General features: G+C 34.6%; 22 protein-coding genes. All 22 read left to right on the top strand.

All coding sequences use genetic code 11. From position 1 onward, the window contains the following. The first annotated feature begins 130 nt into the window (after positions 1–130). Entirely contained in the window at positions 131–751 is a 621-nt protein-coding gene (locus tag CDIMF43_RS11435; RefSeq protein ID WP_109842049.1) for a sigma factor-like helix-turn-helix DNA-binding protein, read from the top strand. Positions 752–779: 28 nt separating this feature from the next. Further along, entirely contained in the window at positions 780–1,295 is a 516-nt protein-coding gene (locus CDIMF43_RS11430) for a hypothetical protein (protein WP_109842048.1), read from the top strand. Positions 1,296–1,418: 123 nt separating this feature from the next. Next, the gene (locus CDIMF43_RS11425; RefSeq protein ID WP_109842047.1) at positions 1,419–2,678 is read left to right on the top strand and encodes an MrcB family domain-containing protein; all 1,260 of its coding nucleotides are present in this window, start codon (positions 1,419–1,421) and stop codon (positions 2,676–2,678) included. Positions 2,679–2,708: 30 nt separating this feature from the next. Continuing rightward, on the top strand, positions 2,709–3,362 hold the full coding sequence (locus CDIMF43_RS11420) for a hypothetical protein (protein ID WP_109842046.1): 654 nt from the start codon (positions 2,709–2,711) through the stop codon (positions 3,360–3,362). Between the two features lie 128 nt (positions 3,363–3,490). Beyond that, on the top strand, positions 3,491–4,117 hold the full coding sequence (locus CDIMF43_RS11415; RefSeq protein WP_109842045.1) for a hypothetical protein: 627 nt from the start codon (positions 3,491–3,493) through the stop codon (positions 4,115–4,117). Positions 4,118–4,209: 92 nt separating this feature from the next. Further along, positions 4,210–4,920 carry a phage terminase small subunit gene (gene terS, locus CDIMF43_RS11410; RefSeq protein WP_109842044.1) on the top strand — a complete coding sequence of 237 codons (711 nt, stop codon included), beginning with the start codon at positions 4,210–4,212 and terminating at the stop codon, positions 4,918–4,920. Beyond that, positions 4,913–6,211, top strand: a complete 1,299-nt coding sequence (locus CDIMF43_RS11405) for a PBSX family phage terminase large subunit (protein ID WP_109842043.1) — start codon at positions 4,913–4,915, stop codon at positions 6,209–6,211. Before terS ends, CDIMF43_RS11405 begins: the two co-directional genes overlap by 8 nt. A gap of 10 nt (positions 6,212–6,221) precedes the next feature. After that, a complete protein-coding gene (locus tag CDIMF43_RS11400) occupies positions 6,222–7,730 on the top strand; it encodes a phage portal protein (protein WP_109842042.1) in 1,509 nt (502 codons plus the stop codon). Between the two features lie 4 nt (positions 7,731–7,734). Continuing rightward, positions 7,735–8,589, top strand: a complete 855-nt coding sequence (locus CDIMF43_RS11395) for a phage minor head protein (RefSeq protein ID WP_109842041.1) — start codon at positions 7,735–7,737, stop codon at positions 8,587–8,589. Position 8,590: 1 nt separating this feature from the next. After that, positions 8,591–9,478, top strand: coding sequence for an XkdF-like putative serine protease domain-containing protein (locus CDIMF43_RS11390; protein WP_109842040.1), 888 nt, complete (start codon positions 8,591–8,593; stop codon positions 9,476–9,478). A 23-nt stretch (positions 9,479–9,501) separates the two neighbouring features. Continuing rightward, positions 9,502–10,443 (top strand): phage capsid protein, encoded by a 942-nt coding sequence (locus CDIMF43_RS11385; protein WP_109842039.1) that lies wholly within the window; start codon positions 9,502–9,504, stop codon positions 10,441–10,443. 15 nt (positions 10,444–10,458) lie between these two features. Beyond that, a complete protein-coding gene (locus tag CDIMF43_RS11380) occupies positions 10,459–10,866 on the top strand; it encodes a head-tail connector protein (protein WP_109842038.1) in 408 nt (135 codons plus the stop codon). Beyond that, positions 10,856–11,197: a putative minor capsid protein gene (locus CDIMF43_RS11375; protein ID WP_162532942.1), complete on the top strand. Its 342-nt coding sequence runs from the start codon at positions 10,856–10,858 to the stop codon at positions 11,195–11,197. Before CDIMF43_RS11380 ends, CDIMF43_RS11375 begins: the two co-directional genes overlap by 11 nt. Then, a complete protein-coding gene (locus tag CDIMF43_RS11370) occupies positions 11,194–11,538 on the top strand; it encodes a minor capsid protein (protein WP_109842036.1) in 345 nt (114 codons plus the stop codon). Before CDIMF43_RS11375 ends, CDIMF43_RS11370 begins: the two co-directional genes overlap by 4 nt. An 11-nt stretch (positions 11,539–11,549) precedes the next feature. Next, positions 11,550–11,990, top strand: a complete 441-nt coding sequence (locus CDIMF43_RS11365) for a minor capsid protein (RefSeq protein WP_109842035.1) — start codon at positions 11,550–11,552, stop codon at positions 11,988–11,990. Next, complete coding sequence (locus CDIMF43_RS11360; RefSeq protein WP_109842034.1) at positions 11,990–12,433, top strand: phage tail tube protein; 444 nt, start codon at positions 11,990–11,992, stop codon at positions 12,431–12,433. The genes CDIMF43_RS11365 and CDIMF43_RS11360 overlap by 1 nt, the downstream gene beginning before the upstream one ends. Beyond that, positions 12,399–12,689, top strand: a complete 291-nt coding sequence (locus CDIMF43_RS11355) for an Ig-like domain-containing protein (protein ID WP_109842033.1) — start codon at positions 12,399–12,401, stop codon at positions 12,687–12,689. The genes CDIMF43_RS11360 and CDIMF43_RS11355 overlap by 35 nt, the downstream gene beginning before the upstream one ends. A gap of 57 nt (positions 12,690–12,746) precedes the next feature. After that, entirely contained in the window at positions 12,747–13,208 is a 462-nt protein-coding gene (locus CDIMF43_RS11350) for a hypothetical protein (protein ID WP_109842032.1), read from the top strand. Positions 13,209–13,214: 6 nt separating this feature from the next. Continuing rightward, positions 13,215–13,880, top strand: coding sequence for a Gp15 family bacteriophage protein (locus CDIMF43_RS11345; protein WP_109842031.1), 666 nt, complete (start codon positions 13,215–13,217; stop codon positions 13,878–13,880). Then, on the top strand, positions 13,873–17,505 hold the full coding sequence (locus CDIMF43_RS11340) for a tape measure protein (protein ID WP_109842030.1): 3,633 nt from the start codon (positions 13,873–13,875) through the stop codon (positions 17,503–17,505). The genes CDIMF43_RS11345 and CDIMF43_RS11340 overlap by 8 nt, the downstream gene beginning before the upstream one ends. Continuing rightward, complete coding sequence (locus tag CDIMF43_RS11335) at positions 17,502–18,227, top strand: phage tail family protein (RefSeq protein WP_162532941.1); 726 nt, start codon at positions 17,502–17,504, stop codon at positions 18,225–18,227. Before CDIMF43_RS11340 ends, CDIMF43_RS11335 begins: the two co-directional genes overlap by 4 nt. Beyond that, the coding region (locus CDIMF43_RS11330) for a phage tail protein (RefSeq protein ID WP_199198169.1) at positions 18,227–19,386 on the top strand (1,160 nt) is incomplete at its 3' end. The genes CDIMF43_RS11335 and CDIMF43_RS11330, both read left to right, overlap by 1 nt.

Raw genomic sequence — 19,386 nt, 5'->3', positions numbered from 1 at the left:
TCACATTAGTTAAATGTGAAACAAAAACTAAATTTTAAAGTCTGACTAGAAAACTAGAGGACACTTTAACAACGTAGCAATACGTTAGTTGAGGTGTCTTTTTTTTGGATTTAAAAGGAGGAATACACACATGGAGAAAGATTGGTTAAACGCAGATGAACTTACAAAAGAGTATAAAAAAGAACTATCAAAACTAAATAAAATAAAGAGACCATTCAAAAATGAACATGAACTTTTAATGGAGAAATCAAAAAAGATTCAAAAAAAAGGTGAAATGCTATCATTTGAAGAAAAAGATAGATCCATTTTTTTAAGGAAAGAATTAAAAATCATTGGTGGAATGATTTCAGATTTGCAATATGCAATCGAATGGTTAGAAACCGCAAGAGAACCTGGAACTAGAAGAACAATATCTAACCGTTCACGTTATCAGAGAACGTCATTGTTTGCTGAAATAGAGAAGTTATCTTACTTAGTTACCATTGAACAAGAAAATCAAAGAGAAGCCACAGAGGATGAAATAGAACGTATTACAGCTATGTTAAATAATCTTTCTGACAAGGAACGCGCTGCTTACTTAGCAGTCAAGGGGCAGAATCTTTCTTACGCTAAAGCTGGTGAGATTTTGAGTGTTAGCAAAGCTTCAGTGCAAAGTTATGTTAATCGGGCGCAAGATAAGATTGATAATCAAGTTAAGTATGGATCGCAAAATTTCCTCTTTGATTTTCAAAACTGTGATATAATTAAATAGAACATATTGTAAGAAAGGGGTGTGTTGTTTGAGAAATGATAATTATTATAAAAATACAGGTTTGAAAATTATTATGCTGTTCTTATCATTTTTAACAGCTAGTATTGCGATTATATTTATTAGGGTTTATTCAGATAAGATAATAAAAATAGTTCAGTTTATTGGAGAAGTTTATTTGTTAGGTATGACATTAGCCTTCGTAATAATAATTCAAGGAGTAAATTATTATCTAAAAAATAGAGAGTTAACTTTGAAAGAGACATTTATTTTTATTGCAAGGTTAACCATCATTACATTACCATTAACGATTTTAAGTTCAACTAGTAGCCTTAGCATCTTAGTAGAAAACAAAAGCAGCGGATTAGTTATAACAATTGTGACAATATTTGCAGCTGCTTTCTATTTACTTTATGAACAGTTATTTAAGTTAGTAAAAAACTTAATTATCTATTTTATGAAATCTGTAAAGGATGAAAAAGATAGGTTAACAATCTCAGTTACAATATTCGGATTATTGATTTCGTTAATTGCACTTTTTAAGTAGTATTAATAATTTACTGTTAGTATATTAAAAAAAGAAATAAATTAAAAAATGAGAATAAATAATATTTTTAATTTATAGTATTTGTGACAAGTAAGAAAATTAAGAAAAGGAGACACTAATTATATGGAACTTTCCAAATTATTTGTTGCAATAAATGAAACATACTTACCTTTTATAAAGTCATATGACAAGTTGACCAATCCAAATTTTAAAGGAAATCAACTTGCTCATAAAATAAGGCATGTACCAGGTGAAGCAATTCCTAAAGCACTTTTAGGTGATAAATATGTCGTAAAGGGGTCAGCTGGACAAGGAGGATGGGCTAGAATCCCTTGGATAGCAATATTTGATAAAGAAATCCATCTCGGTGCTCAAGCAGGGTTTGATATTGTTTATTTATTTACTAGTGATATGGAAGGAGTTTATCTTTCTTTAAATCAAGGCTGGACTTATTATGAAGAAAACTATAAATCTAGTAAAAATGAAGATATTGTAAAGGTTGCAAATTACTGGAAAAAGAACTTAGTAACTTATACTGAGAAATTTAATAATGATAAAATAAAGTTGATGGTTAACACTACAGAGAAAACTTCTTCTTTAGTAAGAGGGTATGAGTTAGGTAATATTTGCAGTAAGTATTATAAAATTTCTGAAATAATGAATGAAGATACTATTATTTCAGATTTGTTTGATATGATGGTTGTTTTTAAAGAACTTAAATCAAAATTGATCGGTAAAGATTACAAAAAAACAATTGATTTTATTTTACAAGAAAATTTTGATATTAGTGATGAAGAGGTTGAACAATCAACGATTGAACAAAAAGAGGTGAATAAATTTCTAAATGAAGTTGATGAATATACTTTCATAGAAGTGGAACCTCCAAGAAAAAAACAAACTCAAAAAACTATAGATAGAACAAATAAAGAAAAGAAAGGTAAACATAGAGATTATAAAAAAGAAGCTGAACAAAATATTGAATTAGGCTATGCGGGTGAAGAAGCTGCTATTAAGCTTGAAAAAGATTATTTGAACCATAGCCAGAGACCAGATTTAGCAGAAAAAGTAAGGCATGTATCAAAACATGATGGAGATGGTCTTGGTTACGACATATTATCATTTGATCTAGAAGGAAAAGAAAAATATATTGAGGTGAAAACTACGAACTCTGGTTTAAATACTCATTTTTTCATCTCTGAAAATGAAATACACGAATCTGAAATTAGAGGGTCATCCTATTATTTATATAGATTTTTTAATTTTGGAAAAAGCGGAAAAGAAAAAGAATTTTATATTTTAAATGGGTCACTAAGAGAACAATTAAAATTGAAGTCAAATAGCTATTCTGCTTTTCCATTTATGCAGAGGAAAAATGAAAATTAAAGAAAAATATATATTTAAAAGGAGAAATTCATGTTTATTTTAGCACAAATCGTAAATTTAGAACTTATTCAAAAATCGGAACCTGGTTGGCTTACTCCAGGAAATATTATTTCGATATCCGTAGCAATAATAGCTGCATTGGCAGTTATTTATAATGCTAGGAAGACAACTAAAACTATGAGTGACAATAATAAGGATTCTATTGATGCTAATTTAACAGCAAAAGCAAGAATTGAATGGATTCAAGTTGTTAGAATATTAGTGGCTGATTTAATATTAATTTTAGAAAAGTTAAATGCTGATTATGAATATAATTTGACGGAGGTAAAGGAACTTTTACATGAGGCAAAAAACAAAATTGGTTTAATTCAACTATACTTAGGTCCAGATAGTGACAATAATAATGCTTATTTATCAATAAATGACAAATTATTAAATGAAAATGATAATGATGGGAAAAATAATTTGATTTATTATAAATTAGATTGTTTACAATCTAAACTAGATGAAATAATTACTGAAATCCAGTCGGATGATAAACTTATAAATTATAAAATATATAATTTGTCTCAATTTGTAATAAAAGGAAGAAATGATAAACTTCCTGAAGACGCTATTTACTTGAAAAAAATATTTAGAATTTATTTTAAGGTTGAATGGAAAGAAGCGAAATTAGGTAAATAATTTTTTGCCATACGATAACCACCAATAAGTGAAAGGTAAAATTACTTTTCAATGTGTGTATCCTCCTTTACCCTCATGGTCATGCGTGAGGTTTTTTGGTATAATTGAGAAAAAGGAGATGGTTAAAGGTGCAATACATTTTAGATAATTTGTTTTCGTTTATTTTTTTATTAGTTTTATTACCGGCATATATTGGTATAAAAAATGCCATTACAAGTTCGATTGAGAAAATCCCAGATAGGATTCATGAAAAACAGATGGAAGAAATAAAACATAATAATGAAATTAATACAGTAGGCATTAGTCACCAAAATTCTAGAGAATTACAAATAGATAACTTTTTTAGAGATATTGGATCATCCGAAATGGAAAAAATACTTGAAGAATGGGTATCCTTAATTGTTGATCCGACGAGTACTAAATCGATTGATAATGATAAATATAATAAAATGACATTAAAAGTTTTAATGTATGGTTCACCAAGAACCGTAAAAACATTTGCAGCATATAGTCAATATATATATAGTAAATCCAAAAGTAATAATGTTGATGTTGGAAAAAAAGAAAACCCGTATATTATATTATTGTTTATTTCTTTATTAGTATCAAATTTAAAAGAAGATTTTAGTGGATATTTAATAGATCCAAAAGATGCTGTCTATATAAAAGTAAATGATATTTTTAGCGAAGCTACTAAAGATAATATATCAGAAGCGGAGTTAGTAATTAAAGAGTATATTAAATTGGTATCGTAAGACCTTTCGAGGTCTTTTTATTTTGCTTAAAATACATAAATCACTTAAAGGTGATTACAAAACAACACGAAACGTGAGGTGGTGAAAAATGAGTGGCTAGACAACGAAACCCTTTGAGGGATAAAGCAAAACAAATATGGTTAGAATCTAATGGTGAAACGCCTTTAGTTGATATTGCAATTGGATTGAAGAAGTCATCTAGCACTATCCGAAAATGGAAATCAACAGATAAGTGGGACGATGAATTGAAAGGGAGCGCTCCACTTAATAAAAGGAGCGCTCCTTTAAAAAATAATCAAAATGCGATTGAAAATAAGGGCGGTGCGCCACCAAACAATCAAAATGCTATGACACATGGTTTGTTTTCTAAATGGCTACCAGATGAAACTAATGAGCTTATGGGTGCTATGCAAGAGCAAGATCCGGCTGATATTATTTGGACCAATATAGAAATTCAATATGCTGCTATCATTAGATCGCAAAAAATTATGTATGTTCATGATGAAAACGACTTATTGACTGAACAAACAAGTTCTGGGTGGGGTGATTCTGGAAGTGATTCCTTTAAAGTGGTTTATGCACATGAGCGGCAAGTTGCATTCCTTCAAGCTCAATCAAGGGCAATGGGAACTCTTAGCAATTTGATTAAACAGTTTGTGGCTATTGCTGACGAACAAGACGAGCGCAAGCTTAAACTTGAATTGATGCAAGCGCAAGTTGATAAATTAAAATCTGAAACTAAGAAGTCATCTAAAGAAACGACCTATATTGTTGATGATATTGAGGATGATGCAAATGATTAAAAAGAAGCTAAGTGAATTGTTTAATCCAGCATTTCATCTATTGTGGTCCGCTGTTAAAAATAAGAAATATTTGAGATACGTTGAAAAAGGCGGTCGTGGTTCAGCGAAGTCAACTCACATTGCCATGATTATTATAATGCTGATGAAGATGTTTCCAGTCAGTGCTTTAGTCGTTAGAAAAGTTGGGAACACATTGGCCGAGTCGGTTGTTGAACAATTAAAAGAAGCAGTTGAAATTCTAGGGATGGAAGAAGAGTGGCATTTTAGTAAATCACCGCTAAAGGCAACTTATTTGCCTAGAGGAAATGCAATCTATTTCCGTGGTGCTGATGACCCAGCAAAAATAAAATCTATTAAAATAGCTAAGTTTCCATTAGCTATTTTATGGGTCGAAGAACTTGCTGATTTTAAACTTGAAGATGATATTGGAATGATAGAGAAGTCTGTGTTGCGTGCTGAATTGCCACCAGGTCTTCACTATTATTTTTTTTACTCCTATAACCCACCTAAACGCAAGCAATCATGGGTAAACAAAAAATATGATACAAAGGTTGCTTTACCACCAAATACAAGAGTTCATCATACAACGTATGAGGACAATCCACATATCTCTAAGCTTTTTGTAGAAGAAGCAGAGCATATGAAAAAAGTTAATCAATCAAAATACGATTGGGAGTATGGTGGCAAACCAATAGGGAATGGAGTAGTTCCATTTAGTAATCTAGTGTTTGAAAAAATACCAGATGATCTATTCAAAACGTTCGATAACATCAGACAAGGGCTTGATTTTGGATATGCTACAGATCCCGTCGCAGGTGTTAAATGGCACTATGATAAAACTAGAAGAAAAATTTACGCTATGGAGGAAGTTTATGGCGTTAAGATGAGTAATCGAATTTTAGCAACAACAGCCCAAGAAAAAGGGTTCTTTAATTCCTTAACGATAGCAGACAGTGAGGACCCTCGAACTATAAACGAACTGAAAACAGAACATCAATGGCCTAAAAAATTATTAGGCGGAGCAGTAAAGGGACCCGATTCAGTAGCGTATGGAGAATCGTGGCTTGATGACTTAGAAGCCATTGTTATTGATCCAGAAAGAACGCCGAATATTGCACGTGAGTTTGAAAGCATTGATTACGAAACGGATAAAGATGGCAATCAGAAAGCAAGGCTAGAAGATAAAGACAATCATACGATTGATGCGACTAGGTATGCTTTTGAATTGGATATGATTAGAGCTAGAGAAAACAAGAAAGAACGTCGTAAAGGAAGAAAAACAGCATTCTAGGAGGTGCCGAATGGCTAGTAAAATTATTAAATCAACCAAAAATAATAAAGAATTAGATTCAGTTAAAAAAAGCGAAGTGATGATTCAAAAATCACGATCTATTAAATACAAATCTTTTGGCGGAATCCAACAAAGCAGAGATTTAACCCAACTTTCTCCACCTTATGATATAAAAGTTTTGAGGGCTATTGGTGAAAGTTCTAGTATTTTGAAACAATGTATTGATGCATACGCTCATAATGTTACAGGGTTTGGCATTGGCATCCGTTATAAAACAGAAGACAATGAGGAAACGCCAGAAATGAAGTCAGAAAAGACAGCAATTGAAGGCTTGTTGAATGGTTTAAACCTTGAACGTCCACCAAAAGAAGTGATTGAAGAGGTTATCCATCATGTTGAAGAATGCGGAAATGGCTATTTTGAAGCTATACGAAACGGCAAAGATGAAGTTGTCGGCATTGACAGCATTAAGCCGGAGCATATGACAGCAACTAAGCTTAATCGCATCACGTTGCCCGATGGAACAGTTAGAAAGTTTCGTTATTATGTGTTTCGTGATTCATTAGAAGATAGTGGTCAAAAAGGCAACGGAATGTGGTTTAAATCATTTGGTGACCCAACTCCGTTAAATACTGATGGATCAATCGCAAAAGACGGTGAAGGCACAGCTACCGAAGTTATCCATGTGAAGATTGGAGATTACACTGATCCTTATGGAGTCCCGCGTTATATTGGTACCCTTATCAAGATTCTTGGTGCAAGAAAAGCGGACGAATTGAATTACAGATACTTTACCAATGGTCGCCACATGCCATTGGCTATTTTATTAGAAAATGCACAGCTAACCGCTCAAAGTGAAGAAACGTTACAAAGCTATGCAGATCAATTGGACGGCGAAAGTTCTCAACATAAATTTTTATTACTGGAAGCTGAAAAGGTCGATAGCAGCAGTAATATGCTAGATGAAGGAAAAGACAAACCAGCTATCAAGCTTGAAAAATTGGCGGATATCTTGCAAAAAGATGCGTTGTTCCTTGAATATGACCAACGTACGACAGAAGCGGTTCTATCATCATTTAGATTGCCACCTATTTATGTAGGTATGTCTAGTGATTACAATCGAGCAACAGTTGAAACAGCTAAAGAATTAACCGAAGAACAAGTGTTTCAGCCGAGACGCGAAGGGTATGAATGGCGTTTGAATAACTTATTTACAGATTATGAGTTTAAACATGTTGAGCTTTATCTTAAATCTCCAAACCTATCAAACATGGAAGATATTAAAAGTATTCTTGATCCAGCGATTCAAGCCAACGCAGTTGCTCCTAATGATTTACGTGAGTTGTTATCTAAAATTCTTAACAAGCCGTTGCAACTATTTAAAGGGGATAAATTCAACTTTCCGATGGGCATTCAGCCACAATCAAACGATTATAACATTGAAAAAGCATATGGCGAAACATCAGATGGTGAAATGGCCGGAATGTTTAGACGTATGCTTCGTAAGATGAAAGGGTGAGTTTATGTGCCAATCTGATTTTGAGGGACTACTTCTTAAAGCGCTTGAAATTGAAAAGAACGAAGATGACGAACTAAAAAAAATATTAGAAGCAGCTGGATTTAATTTTGTTGATCTCTTAGTTGAAAAGATCAAACAATCTGAAATCGCAATTGATGAAGTGCTTCAGCTAGATTACGAAGAAGTTCTTGATATTGTCACAAGTTTATTTTCAAAAAATAAAAAGGTTCCAAGCGAAAAAGCAATACGGCGTGAATTGAAAAAAAGAGGGTTTAACAGCAACTTTTCAGAAGCTGTTATCCCGATATTAAACGAAACATTTAATGAAGTGGCTGAACAAATGGCTAAGGATTTAGATAGCCAATTCGCTAACAAAAAGCTATCAAGAGCATCAAAGAAAGCAATGGGAAAATGGTTCAAAGAGCTACCTCAACTGATGAAATTAACAACAGATGATGCAGTTGTTAGAGCCATAAACGATGCTTACGAAAACGGAAAAGGAATAAGAGGTTTAGAGAACACTTTATCAAAAATGCCAGAATTTAACAGACGAAGAGCTAGAACGACAGCAATTACAGAAGGTTTATCGAATTATCAAGCCGGAACTTACGAAGCTATGATGCAAAGCGATTCAGTCATGGGGTTGAAATGGCTTCACACTCCTGGTTATCCGGAACCGCGCCAAGCACATCAAGCATTACATGGAACAGTCGTAAAAAAAGGTAAGTTCTTCAACGTGAATGGTTATAAGGCGCGCTATCCGCTTGATCCATCATTGCCGGCAGGTGAACGAATTCAGTGCCATTGCCATGTTGAACCGGAGCTGGACGAAAAATATTTGAAAGGGGGTGAAAAATAAAATGCCTAGAGAATTAAAGAATGTGAACGTTACGCATGTTTCGTTTGTTGACAAAGCAGCAAATAAAAAGAAATTCTTTTTGACTAAATCAGCTGATAAATCCGATCCAGTATTTGAAACTACGGTACGAACTATCACGAAGGCTGATGACCCTCAAAAGCTTGTTTATGGTGTTGTTTATGAGCCAGATGTTAAAGATGCACATGATGATTTCATGACTGCGGACGAAATCGAGAAGGCGGCTCATGGGTTTATGCAAAATTATCAACAGATTGATAAGCAACATGATTTTGAAGCAGGAGCCGGAACAGTCGTGCAGTCTTATATTGCGCCATGTGATTTAGATGTGGGTGAAACCATTGCTAAAGGTAGTTGGGTGCTTGTTACAAAAGCAACTGATGAAATTTGGGAATCCATTCAAAAAGGCGAATTTACAGGATATTCATTAGCAGGTACTGCTGAGCCAATAGAAAAACAAACAGAAAACGGACTTATAAATGAATTCAAATCATTTATGAAGTCTTTTTTTAATACCCAAAAACAGGAGGATGAAGAAATGAAAATTGAAGACATTACAAAGGCGCTTACTGATGCATTGCAACCAGTAAACAAGCGTTTAGAAAAATTAGAAAAAGCTAGCACTGATGGCACAAAAGAAAAAACGCCAGAAGAATTAGCAGCAGAAAAGAAGAAAAAAGAAGAAGCTGATGCATCAGACGCAGTAGCAAAAGCGGTGGAAGCTGCAACGAAACCATTAATTGATCGCATTGAAAAAATGGAGAACACTCGTAAATCAAATGCGGTGGAACCAACCTATTCAACGCAAGAAGAAGTTAAAAAATCAGAAGTGCCATCGTATGTTGATGCAGTTTATACATTAGACGACTAAAAAATTAGAAAAGAGGAAAATATATGCCAATTTCAAATGAATTATTATTAAAACAAATGGCAGCTATTCAAAAAGCTGGAAACAATGTAACGTTACGTGATGACAATGCCCGAGCATTTGTACTAGATACCATCGCATCAAATACAACTTTACAAAAATTAAATGTGTACTTTGCTAAAAGCGGAGTAGGATCTATTGATAAGTTAGGCGTTAAAAAACGTACACTAAAAAGACATCAAGGTATCAATACTAAACCAGATGGGACAGATATTAAAGAAGAATCTAGCGTTTCGTTTAATCTTGTTCCAATTTATATGGATACATGGATTGAAAACAGCAATACTTTCTATACTGCTCGTACTCGTGGCCAAGATATCCGTCAAGCTTTGCTATCACTTATGCAAAGTCAATACGGTGCAGATATGCAAGATTTAGCCTTCAACGGGGACGAAGCTAGTGATGATCCATTCCTAAAATTAAATGATGGGTATATTAAAGTAGCTAAGTCTAGCGCAAAAGTTAAATATGCAGGATTAGATAAGTTACCTACAATTCAAGAATTAACCACTTATACTGGTGATTTTGATGATAAAGATATTAATTCAACATTCAAGTGGTTTATGAGTCGTGCAACAAATCTTCACTATGTGGCAGAAATCCAAAACAGACAAACCAATTTAGGAGATGCGACAATTGTTGGCGGTGTTTTAACTAATATTGCCGGATATTCTGTAGAAATCGTTGATGGCTTCCCTAATTCGGTGATTTTATTTACACCGTTTGAAAACTTAACAGTTGTTGCCGGTTTAGATGTGACTCTTACTACAGCAGCTCAAGATAGCGTGGCTGTTGCGAAACAAGCAACGTACCATTTCTTGAAAAATGATAATGACTTTATTATCCGAAACACAGATATGATTGCTTATATTGATGCGATTAAAGAGCCAGCTGAAAAGAAAAAATAGAAGGAGGGCGTAATTATGCGTGATCCTTATATTGATTTTGATTATTACGATAAAGAATTCGAGGGGGAATCGGTGAAAGACTCCGATTTCTCTAAGTTATCTAAAAGGGCATCAGATGTTGTGGACCAATTAACTTGTTATAAAATTGCGAAAAGCGGGCTTAATAGCTATGACCAATTTATTCAAGGGTTAGTTAAACAAGCAACAGCTGCTCAAGTTGAATATTATCAACTTGAAGGGATTGAAACTGATTCAACCGGCCAAACAGAGAGCAATGGTGGTTTTTCAATCGGAAAGTTTAGCGTAAGTGGTGCAAGCACTTCAACAAGCAGACAATCCACTCGTGCCGCTCCAAATGCTATTGCATATTTAGAAGCAACAGGTTTGGTCAAGCGAAATGGGGTGAGGATTGGTGCCATTTAAAGCAATCCCCAAAAAAGCGCTAATTCATGAAGTGGAGTACAAAGAAAAGAAAGAATCAACTAGTGGATGGGGTGGAAGCGGTGATGCTAAGACCCAAACAATAAAGCATGTAAGATTCGAACCGTCTTCCGAAGTAGTAAAAACAGGAGAAAACGAAGAGAAATTGATTCGAGGTTCATTGTATATTGATGCTAAACATTCTGAACCGTTTATCATCCCTGTAGTTGATTCTATTGTTGTTTTTAACGGCAATAAATTAATTGTACAAAGTAGCGAACCTGTTTACGCAACAAATGATAAGCCACATCATGTTGAGGTGACTTTAATTTGAGTATTAATGTACGATTTAATGGTGATTATCATAAAAAAAAGTTGAAATATGCTGCTAAACGAGCAATAGAACCAGTTACACTTCAAGTTGCAAAGGATGCAAATAGATACGTCGCTAAAGATACGGGAGCGTTAGAATCATCCGTTTGGGGTGCTAGTAATTTCCCTCTAGGTCGTATCGTTTGGGCTGCAGAGTACGCAGCTGCTATTTATTTTGGGAGTCAGTCGCTAAAACATGATAAAAACCCACTTGCATCTCATTTATGGTTCGAGGTTGCGAAGAAAAACGATTTAGAAAAGTGGCTTAAAGTTACGAAAAATGCAATAAGAGCCAATTTATAAGGGGGAATTCAATGGATTTTTACGAATCGTTAGCCAAATTTTTAAACGATCATTTAGAACTTACCTCGATTAATGGCCATATTTTGTTTGATGCATCTACAAACAACGAAAAGGATATTTGTATTTTAGATGCGCCATCAGCAAATGGGGCTAGATATTATAATAACGACACTACCTATAATATGGTGGTGCAAATTATAGTGAAGAATACGGATCAGCATACGGCTTATTTGGAAGCCATGCAGATTTATCAATTATTGGATATGTTGCCAATTAAAGTGAATAAAGACTTTCTAACAATCGAAAGCCAAAATGACAGCTTTATTTTCAATGCATCCGAAGGGTACACGTTACCACGGAAAATTGAAAAAACAGAACACAATGCATATATCTACTCGATGCTTATTAAAGCAGATATATTAATAAAAAATAGAAAAGGAATGATGAAATAATGCCAGAAGTTTTAGAAGGATTTTTACCTAACTACATGACTAAATTTGAAATTGGCCCTGATAAAGAATCTTTATTTGAAATGGCCGAAGGAATTCAATCGGTTGAGCCAGCAAACGATGAAGAAACAGAAGACTACACTTATTACAGTCATAAAGGTGGTAAAGAAACGGATGTCACCAGCGTAAGTCGTTCAGAAGCGTTCAAAGGACACAGAACTTATAAAAATGATGAAGCACAAGAGTTCATTCGTAATGGTTTAAATTCACCGGGGAAAGGGCGCAAATGTCATTTCCGTGTAACAGAACCAGATGGACGAATTGTTGAAGGACCTGCTTCATTTAGTGGTATTGTTCATCGTGGTGGGGACGCAAATAGCCGTGGAACATTTGAAGTTACAGTTACATTTGATGGTTTACCAGAAGATAAATTACCCAGTAACTAAGCCGTCTAGCGTTCAAGTAGACAAAGCAACAATTTCTATTGCTGTAGGTGGAAAAGCAACAATTATCGCAACTGTTTTACCAGAAGTTGTCGCCCAAGAAGTTACATTTGTATCTGCAGATACTTCTAAAGTTACCGTAAAGGCAACCGGTGAGTACACAGCAATTGCAGAAGGGTCATCTGTTATTACAGTAGCAACTAAGGAAGATCCGACGATTAAAACGACGGTAACTGTTAATGTTACTGCGGTATCGTAAAAATAGATTAAAGCTCTCATTTGAGGGCTTTTTTATTTTAAATTAGGAGGAAAAAACATGACAAAACAAATGAATAAACCTATTGAAATTCAATTAGGAAGTGGATTTATTCCATTGAGAATAGGTGGTATTGATTTCAAATTTTCAACTAGTGATGCACAACAAACAAAATATTATGAAAAGTATGCAGAACTAATGGATAAGCAAAAAGAACTTGAAAAGTTTCAAAAAGATAGCAAAAAACTACAAGATAAAATCGATGCTAATAAAGATACTGATTATTCTAAAGAACAAGATAAATTTATTGAGTCTCTTAGTAAAACAGTAACCGAGGTTAGCGACCTTGTGACTGAAACAGTTGATTGTGCTTTAGGCGATGGTGCTTTTGAGAAATTACACGAAAAAGCTGGTGGAGATTCAGATGCAGTTTTAGAAGCTTTTCTAGTTGCAATGGAAGCCATTAAAAACTATAAGCAAAAAACCAAATTAAATAAATACATTGCTGACAAAAAGAAGTGATAGCAAATGATCTCACTAGCGTTTGGAATAAATAACGATATTGAGTTAAATGGCGTTACCTATCCTCTTGATTTAGATTTTTCGACCGTTCTTAGAATCTTTGAAATGTTTCAAGATGATGATTTAGAAGAAGGCTATAAGTTCGCCGGTGTTCTCATGGGGATTGCGGGGCTTTCAGAAGATGAAATTCTTGATTTAAACGATCAAGATAAAATTGATTTGTATCTTAAAATTACTGAACGAATAACTAATTCGTTTGCTAATGAAGTTGAAGCAGAAAAAGAATTTGATCTAAAAGGTAATGTGATTCATGAAGAAATAAAAAAAGAAGATTATAACTTAACTGAAGATGCACCTTATATTTTTGCTAGCTTCTATAAGGATTACAAAATTGATTTAATCGAATCAAGAGGCAATTTGCATTGGGACAAGTTTAACGCTCTTTTAGTTTCTTTATCTGATGAAACAAAGTTTAAAAAAGTGATTGAAATTCGTCAGATGAAAGAAACAGACGATATGACTTCAGAACAAAAAACAGCTTTAAAAAAGGCAAAAAAAGCATATGCGCTTAAATCGTCACAACAAGCTATTGAATTTGAAGAAATGGACATTAAACAAAAAAGGGAGTGGTTCGCCAAACAACAAAGAAAGAGTGGTGAATTAATTGAGTGATGGGAATGTAATTATTGATGTTGAACTGAACACCAGCAAGGCTGAAAGTGATGTTGATTCTTTAGATAGTAAAATATCCGGAATAAGTAAGAGCGGTGAACAAGGAAGCATTGGTATTGGGAAAATTGCTAGTGCTTTAGGTTTAGTGCAAGTAGCAGGTAAAGCAATTGATATGATAAAAGGCTCCATTCAATCGGCATTTGGCCGTATTGATACAATGGAGTCTTTTCAACGTGTTATGAAGGCTTTAACTGGTGATACGAACGTTGCCAATAATGTATTAAGTGATTTGAAAGTAGTAACAAAAGGGACTGCATTTGGTCTTGATACTGCTGCAAAAGCGGTTCAAGGATTTGTTACTCGTGGTGTAGAAATTCCAAAAGCAACAAAGTATTTCCAAGCGTTCGGTGATGCGGTTGCCTTTTATGGTGATGGATCAAAAGAACAGCTTGAAAATGTTTCAGATGCTTTAGGAAAAATGCTTTCTAAAGGCAAAGTATCAATGGATCAGATGGATAGGTTAACCGATGCCGGTATTGATGGAGTTGGAACGTATGCAAAAGCAACAGGAAAATCAGTTGAAACCGTACAAGAGGAACTTTCTAAAGGTTCTATCAGTGCTACTGATTTCGTAGATGTTGTTTCTACTGCATTTGAGGAAGGTACGAATGGCGTTACTAAAATTGCAGGTGCTGCAAGGGATGCCGGGGCAACATGGGGCGCTGTATTTACAAACATGAAAGCAGCGGTTACTCGTGGGGTTGTGGCGATTATCCAAGCAATTGATGCAGGTTTACAAAGTGCCGGTTTAAGCAACATGAGAGCAATGGTGGCGCAAGTAGGTACAGTATTTGAAGATACTTTAACAAAAATAGCTGAAAAAATTCCGCCAGTCATCGCTTTTATCGCTAACTTAGTCAAGACCTTAAAACCATTAGTGCCAGTTGTACTAGCTGTAGGTGCTGCATTTTTAACTTTTGCTACTGGAATGTCGGTCATGTCAAAAATTCAAGATGTTGTTAAGTGGGTTAAAGGGTTAAGCCAAGCTTTTGATGTTTTAAAAGTAGCGGTATTAGGACATCCTATACTAGCTTTAGCTGCTGTATTAGTTGGTTTAGGAATCGCCTTCTATACTGCTTATCAAAAATCAGAAACATTTAGAAGTGTAGTTGATAAATTAGTTGCTCCGATGATGAAGGTTATTGACGGTGCAAAACTAATGGGGCAAGCCTTAATTGAAATGGTCACGAATGGACCGGGTGAAAAGATTGCAGAACTAAGAGAACAATTTATAAAACTGTTTCCTGCTGAATTATGGGACAATTTTATTAAATTTACAGCTAAATTAAGCGATTTAAAAGAAGGTATTAAGCTAGCCTTTATGACTATAAAAGAAATGGTTACAAATGGACCTAGTAAAGCAATTGCTGATTTAGGTCAGCAGTTCACCTTATTATTTTCTTTTAAAGCATGGGATAATATTTTAATTTTAGCTAGAGCATTGAAAACGTTAAAAGACAATGCAGTCAGTGCATTTAGTGGCTTAAAAGTAGTAACTGATGGAATTAAAGACCTATTTGCAGGAGATTATGAAAACGGGATGCTTTCAATGATGAAAATTCTCCCAGTTGATGTTGTTATTGCTATCACTAAAGGCGTTGATTTAATCAAAGAAGCTTTTACCGGGTTGAAAAACTTTATTAAAGGTTTTGATTTTAGTGGATCAAGTTTCGTAAAACTTGGTTTGACAATAGCTGCAATAGCATTTCCGATACTGAGATTAAAAACAGGAATATTGGGATTAAGCAAAGTTTTTTCGTTAATAAAAGTACCGGGTGCTTTTTCAGCATTGCCAGGTTTAATCGGCCCTATCATTCAAGCGGTTGGCGGTTTGGGATTGAGCGTTTTAAAACTTGCTAACCCTTTCAGTTCAATAGGCACTATGGTATTGGGATTGTTTAAAAGTTTCAGTATGGGATCCGGAGCGTTAAGTTTGTTGAAAGTAGGATTAACTTCATTGTTGGGACCGTTCGGATTGTTGATAAAAATTATTGCGCTTGTGTCTGCAGCCTTTGCAGGTGCCGGCTTATTTGCTGATATGGATAAAATGCTAAACAAAGTAGATGAATTTGCTGATAATATCGCTAAAGCAGCACCTAGAATTGGCAGCGCAATAGGCAAAATGGTAAAAGGTATCGGACAAGGTATTGCTAAAGCATTGCCAGGTATTATCGAAGCGGGTTTATTAATCGTTTCCGGATTAATGACAGGTTTAGCAAAAGGAATACCAGGAGTAGCAAAAGCTGCGGGTGCATTAATATTAGCAATCACTCAAGCTATTTTAGTTTTAATTCCCCTCATTGCAGCGTGTGCTTCAGCAATAATGGTTACTTTTTTAGCTTCACTATCTAAAGAAATGCCACCGATTATCAAAGCTTTTGGAAAATTAGTTGTTGATATTCTTTTAGCATTAACAAAAGCATTACCGGATATTGTGACGGCTGGATTGAATTTAATTTCAGCGGTGATTGATGGAATTACAAAAGGTTTACCGAGATACATTACGGCAGTAAGTAATTTGATAGTCACTTTTTTAACTGGAATTACTGAAAATCTCCCAAGAATATTAAATTCCGGTGTTGATCTATTAATGGCATTTTTAAACGGAATGATTGAAAGGTTGCCGGAAATAGTGACAACAACAATGACATTGATTATTGCTTTTTTAGATGCTGTTACAGCTAAATTGCCCGATATTATAACTAGTGGTGCAAATTTAATAATCGCATGGTTGCAAGGTATTGCTCTAAATTTACCAGGGATTATTAATGCCGCCGTTGATGTAATCGTGGCATTTTTACAAGGAATTGCAAATAATTTACCAAAAATTATAAATTCGGCAGTAGATGTTATTGTTGCGTTTATTCAAGGTATTGGGGAAGCAATCCCTAGATTAGCTAGCGCTGCAATGGATGTGGTAGATAATTTAGTGCAGGCTATTATTGATATTTCAGACAGGATGGCTAAAGCAGCAATTGCTCTAATGAATGGATTAGCTAAATCAATTAGGGATAATAGAGAAGATTTGAAAACAGCAGCAGAAGATTTACTCAAAGCTATTTTAGAAGGTATTCCTGGATATGGATTGTTTGAAAGAGGGAAACAGCTAGCGCAGGGGTTAATGGATGGGATAGGGAATATAGGAAAAGCGATCGGTGGAGCGATTGATAAAGTCAATCCATTCACTAAATCATTCAGTGTTCAAGCAATTGGACCAGAAGCTCCTTCTACTTTTTCAAGTCCAGTTGTGGCAAGAAGTGCTTTTGCAATGCCCGTAATGCCAACAGCTGAAACTTTCGCAATGCCTAGATTAAGAGCAGAGCAAGCAATTGGAAGTGTTTCTATTCCAACTGGTAGCGTTTCGTCTAGTTCCGGATCTAAGAAATCAATAAAAAGACTATCAGACACTAATAAAGAAGTGGTTAGACTGTTAGGTGTTATTGCTGAAAAAGATTTTGCTTTTAATGTGAATGGTCGAAGAATGTCAGAAGAGCTAGCTCCAACGGGCGATGCCATTCAAATGCAACGTACTAAATTAGGTGGATGGGGGTTAGAAATGCAATGATGAAAAATTTATATGATTATGGGATCTTTTTTAACGGTAAACATTCGGGAGAATTTGGTCTGGATGTCTTAACTAAACAAATAACGTTTCCCGAAAAAATAAAAACATTACAAAGTATCCCTCATTCCAATGTTGTCTATGATTTCTCATTAGTTTACGGGACTCAAAACTATCAAGAAAGGACATTTACTATTGAATTTAATATTGTTGATCGTAATTTATGGACCAGAGAAGCGATGTATATTCAATGGACTAAAGTTTTAGCTTGGCTAATGGAACCTAGTCAAAAGATTCCTCTTTATGACGATATCATGAAAGAATATTATTATCTTGGTGAGGTGCAAAAGAAGCCAGACTTTGAAGAATTGCGGTTCAGAGGGAAGTTAACAGTTGAGTTCCAATGTTACCCTTTTAGAATACACGAATTGCAAGAGGGTAACGACATATGGGATACTTTTAATTTTGAATTAGATATAGCTCAAATTGTTAAACATGATATTAAGGGATCTAAACAGATTACTTTATATAACATTGGCATGTCTAATTTGGCACCAGTGGTTGTAGCAACTTCTGAAATGGAGGTCCAGTTCAAAGGCAAAAACTACAAAGTTCTTGCTGGAGAAAATAAAGTGACAGGATTCTATTTATTGCCGGGTATTAATGAGTTCAAAGTTATCGGCAACGGAACAATCGAGTTTAAGTTTCACAAGGAAGTGATTTAATGTATCAAGTCTTAATTAAGGATGGACCTAAAGGCGATGAGTTAGAAATTCATTCGCCTTTTTCTAATGACTTGAAATTGGATAAAGGGAGCGTAAAAAAAGGTATCAATACATTTGATAGCTTTAATTTATCTTTTTTACCAAATAACCCAGCCTTTGGAAAAATTAAACCGCTGACCACGCTTATAAGAGTTTTTGATAGTCAATTAAATAAAAATATTTTTAAAGGTAGAGTTTTTATTCCGACGGATCAGATGGAATCAAGTGGAGGTTTTAACTGTAGCTATACTTGTGCTTCGGATTTAAGTTATTTACAAGACACTGTTCAGAAGTATGCAAAAATCCAAAACACAACACCTGAACAAATTTTTAGATATCTAATTGATGTGCATAATTCGCAGGCGGAAGAACATAAGCGATTTATTGTTGGTATCGTAACGGTTACGAACAACACTGATAATGTTTATCGTTATATAGATGATTTGGCCACCACATGGGACACAATACAGGATAAGTTGATTAGTCGTCTAGGCGGGGAATTAAGAATTCGAGAAGTAAATGGCGTGAATTATATTGATTACGTGACGGAAATTGGAGAACATACTGATACGACAATTGAATTATCTAAAAATTTAATTTCAATTACTAAGATTGTTGATCCAACTGAAATAGTCACAAGGATATATCCAAGAGGAGAACGTTTAGAAGGCGAAGAAGAAGGCAACGCAGATGCTTCACAGCCACGATTGACAATCGCAAGCGTTAATAATGGACGAGAGTATTTGAGCGCTTCTGATGAGTTAATAAAAGAGTTTGGAATAATTGAAAAAGCAGTTGAATGGTCAGACGTCACACAACCTCTAATTTTGAAGTCAAAAGGTCAACAATACCTAGACGAACAGAAATCAGCGAAAACGCAATACAGCATAGCAGCGGTTGATTTATCATTGATTGATATGGATATCCGAAGATTTGAAGTAGCCAACTATTATTTCTTGAAAAATACTGTTATGGGAATTGACGATGAGTTACGAGTAGTCGGAATTACAATTGATATCATTGATGTAGAAACGTCTGAACTGACAATTGGTGATCGTTTTATTTCATTATCACAGTACCAAGCAGAATTAAAAAAGAAAAATAACGCGTTGAATGATAT

Origin of the sequence: Carnobacterium divergens (genome assembly GCF_900258435.1) — a bacterium.
Classification (GTDB): Bacteria; Bacillota; Bacilli; order Lactobacillales; family Carnobacteriaceae; genus Carnobacterium; species Carnobacterium divergens_A.
This window is presented reverse-complemented; position numbering and strand designations above follow the sequence as displayed.

Bases quoted from the DNA above. Each gene is read 5' to 3' on its own strand.
- CDIMF43_RS11380 (WP_109842038.1), top strand. From the start codon at position 10,459: ATGCGTGATCCTTATATTGATTTTGATTATTACGATAAAGAATTCGAG.
- CDIMF43_RS11350 (WP_109842032.1), top strand. From the start codon at position 12,747: ATGACAAAACAAATGAATAAACCTATTGAAATTCAATTAGGAAGTGGA.
- CDIMF43_RS11335 (WP_162532941.1), top strand. From the start codon at position 17,502: ATGATGAAAAATTTATATGATTATGGGATCTTTTTTAACGGTAAACAT.
- CDIMF43_RS11400 (WP_109842042.1), top strand. From the start codon at position 6,222: ATGGCTAGTAAAATTATTAAATCAACCAAAAATAATAAAGAATTAGAT.
- CDIMF43_RS11345 (WP_109842031.1), top strand. From the start codon at position 13,215: ATGATCTCACTAGCGTTTGGAATAAATAACGATATTGAGTTAAATGGC.
- CDIMF43_RS11425 (WP_109842047.1), top strand. From the start codon at position 1,419: ATGGAACTTTCCAAATTATTTGTTGCAATAAATGAAACATACTTACCT.
- CDIMF43_RS11365 (WP_109842035.1), top strand. From the start codon at position 11,550: ATGGATTTTTACGAATCGTTAGCCAAATTTTTAAACGATCATTTAGAA.
- CDIMF43_RS11355 (WP_109842033.1), top strand. From the start codon at position 12,399: ATGGTTTACCAGAAGATAAATTACCCAGTAACTAAGCCGTCTAGCGTT.
- CDIMF43_RS11405 (WP_109842043.1), top strand. From the start codon at position 4,913: ATGATTAAAAAGAAGCTAAGTGAATTGTTTAATCCAGCATTTCATCTA.
- CDIMF43_RS11390 (WP_109842040.1), top strand. From the start codon at position 8,591: ATGCCTAGAGAATTAAAGAATGTGAACGTTACGCATGTTTCGTTTGTT.
- CDIMF43_RS11385 (WP_109842039.1), top strand. From the start codon at position 9,502: ATGCCAATTTCAAATGAATTATTATTAAAACAAATGGCAGCTATTCAA.
- CDIMF43_RS11395 (WP_109842041.1), top strand. From the start codon at position 7,735: ATGTGCCAATCTGATTTTGAGGGACTACTTCTTAAAGCGCTTGAAATT.
- CDIMF43_RS11435 (WP_109842049.1), top strand. From the start codon at position 131: ATGGAGAAAGATTGGTTAAACGCAGATGAACTTACAAAAGAGTATAAA.
- CDIMF43_RS11420 (WP_109842046.1), top strand. From the start codon at position 2,709: ATGTTTATTTTAGCACAAATCGTAAATTTAGAACTTATTCAAAAATCG.
- CDIMF43_RS11360 (WP_109842034.1), top strand. From the start codon at position 11,990: ATGCCAGAAGTTTTAGAAGGATTTTTACCTAACTACATGACTAAATTT.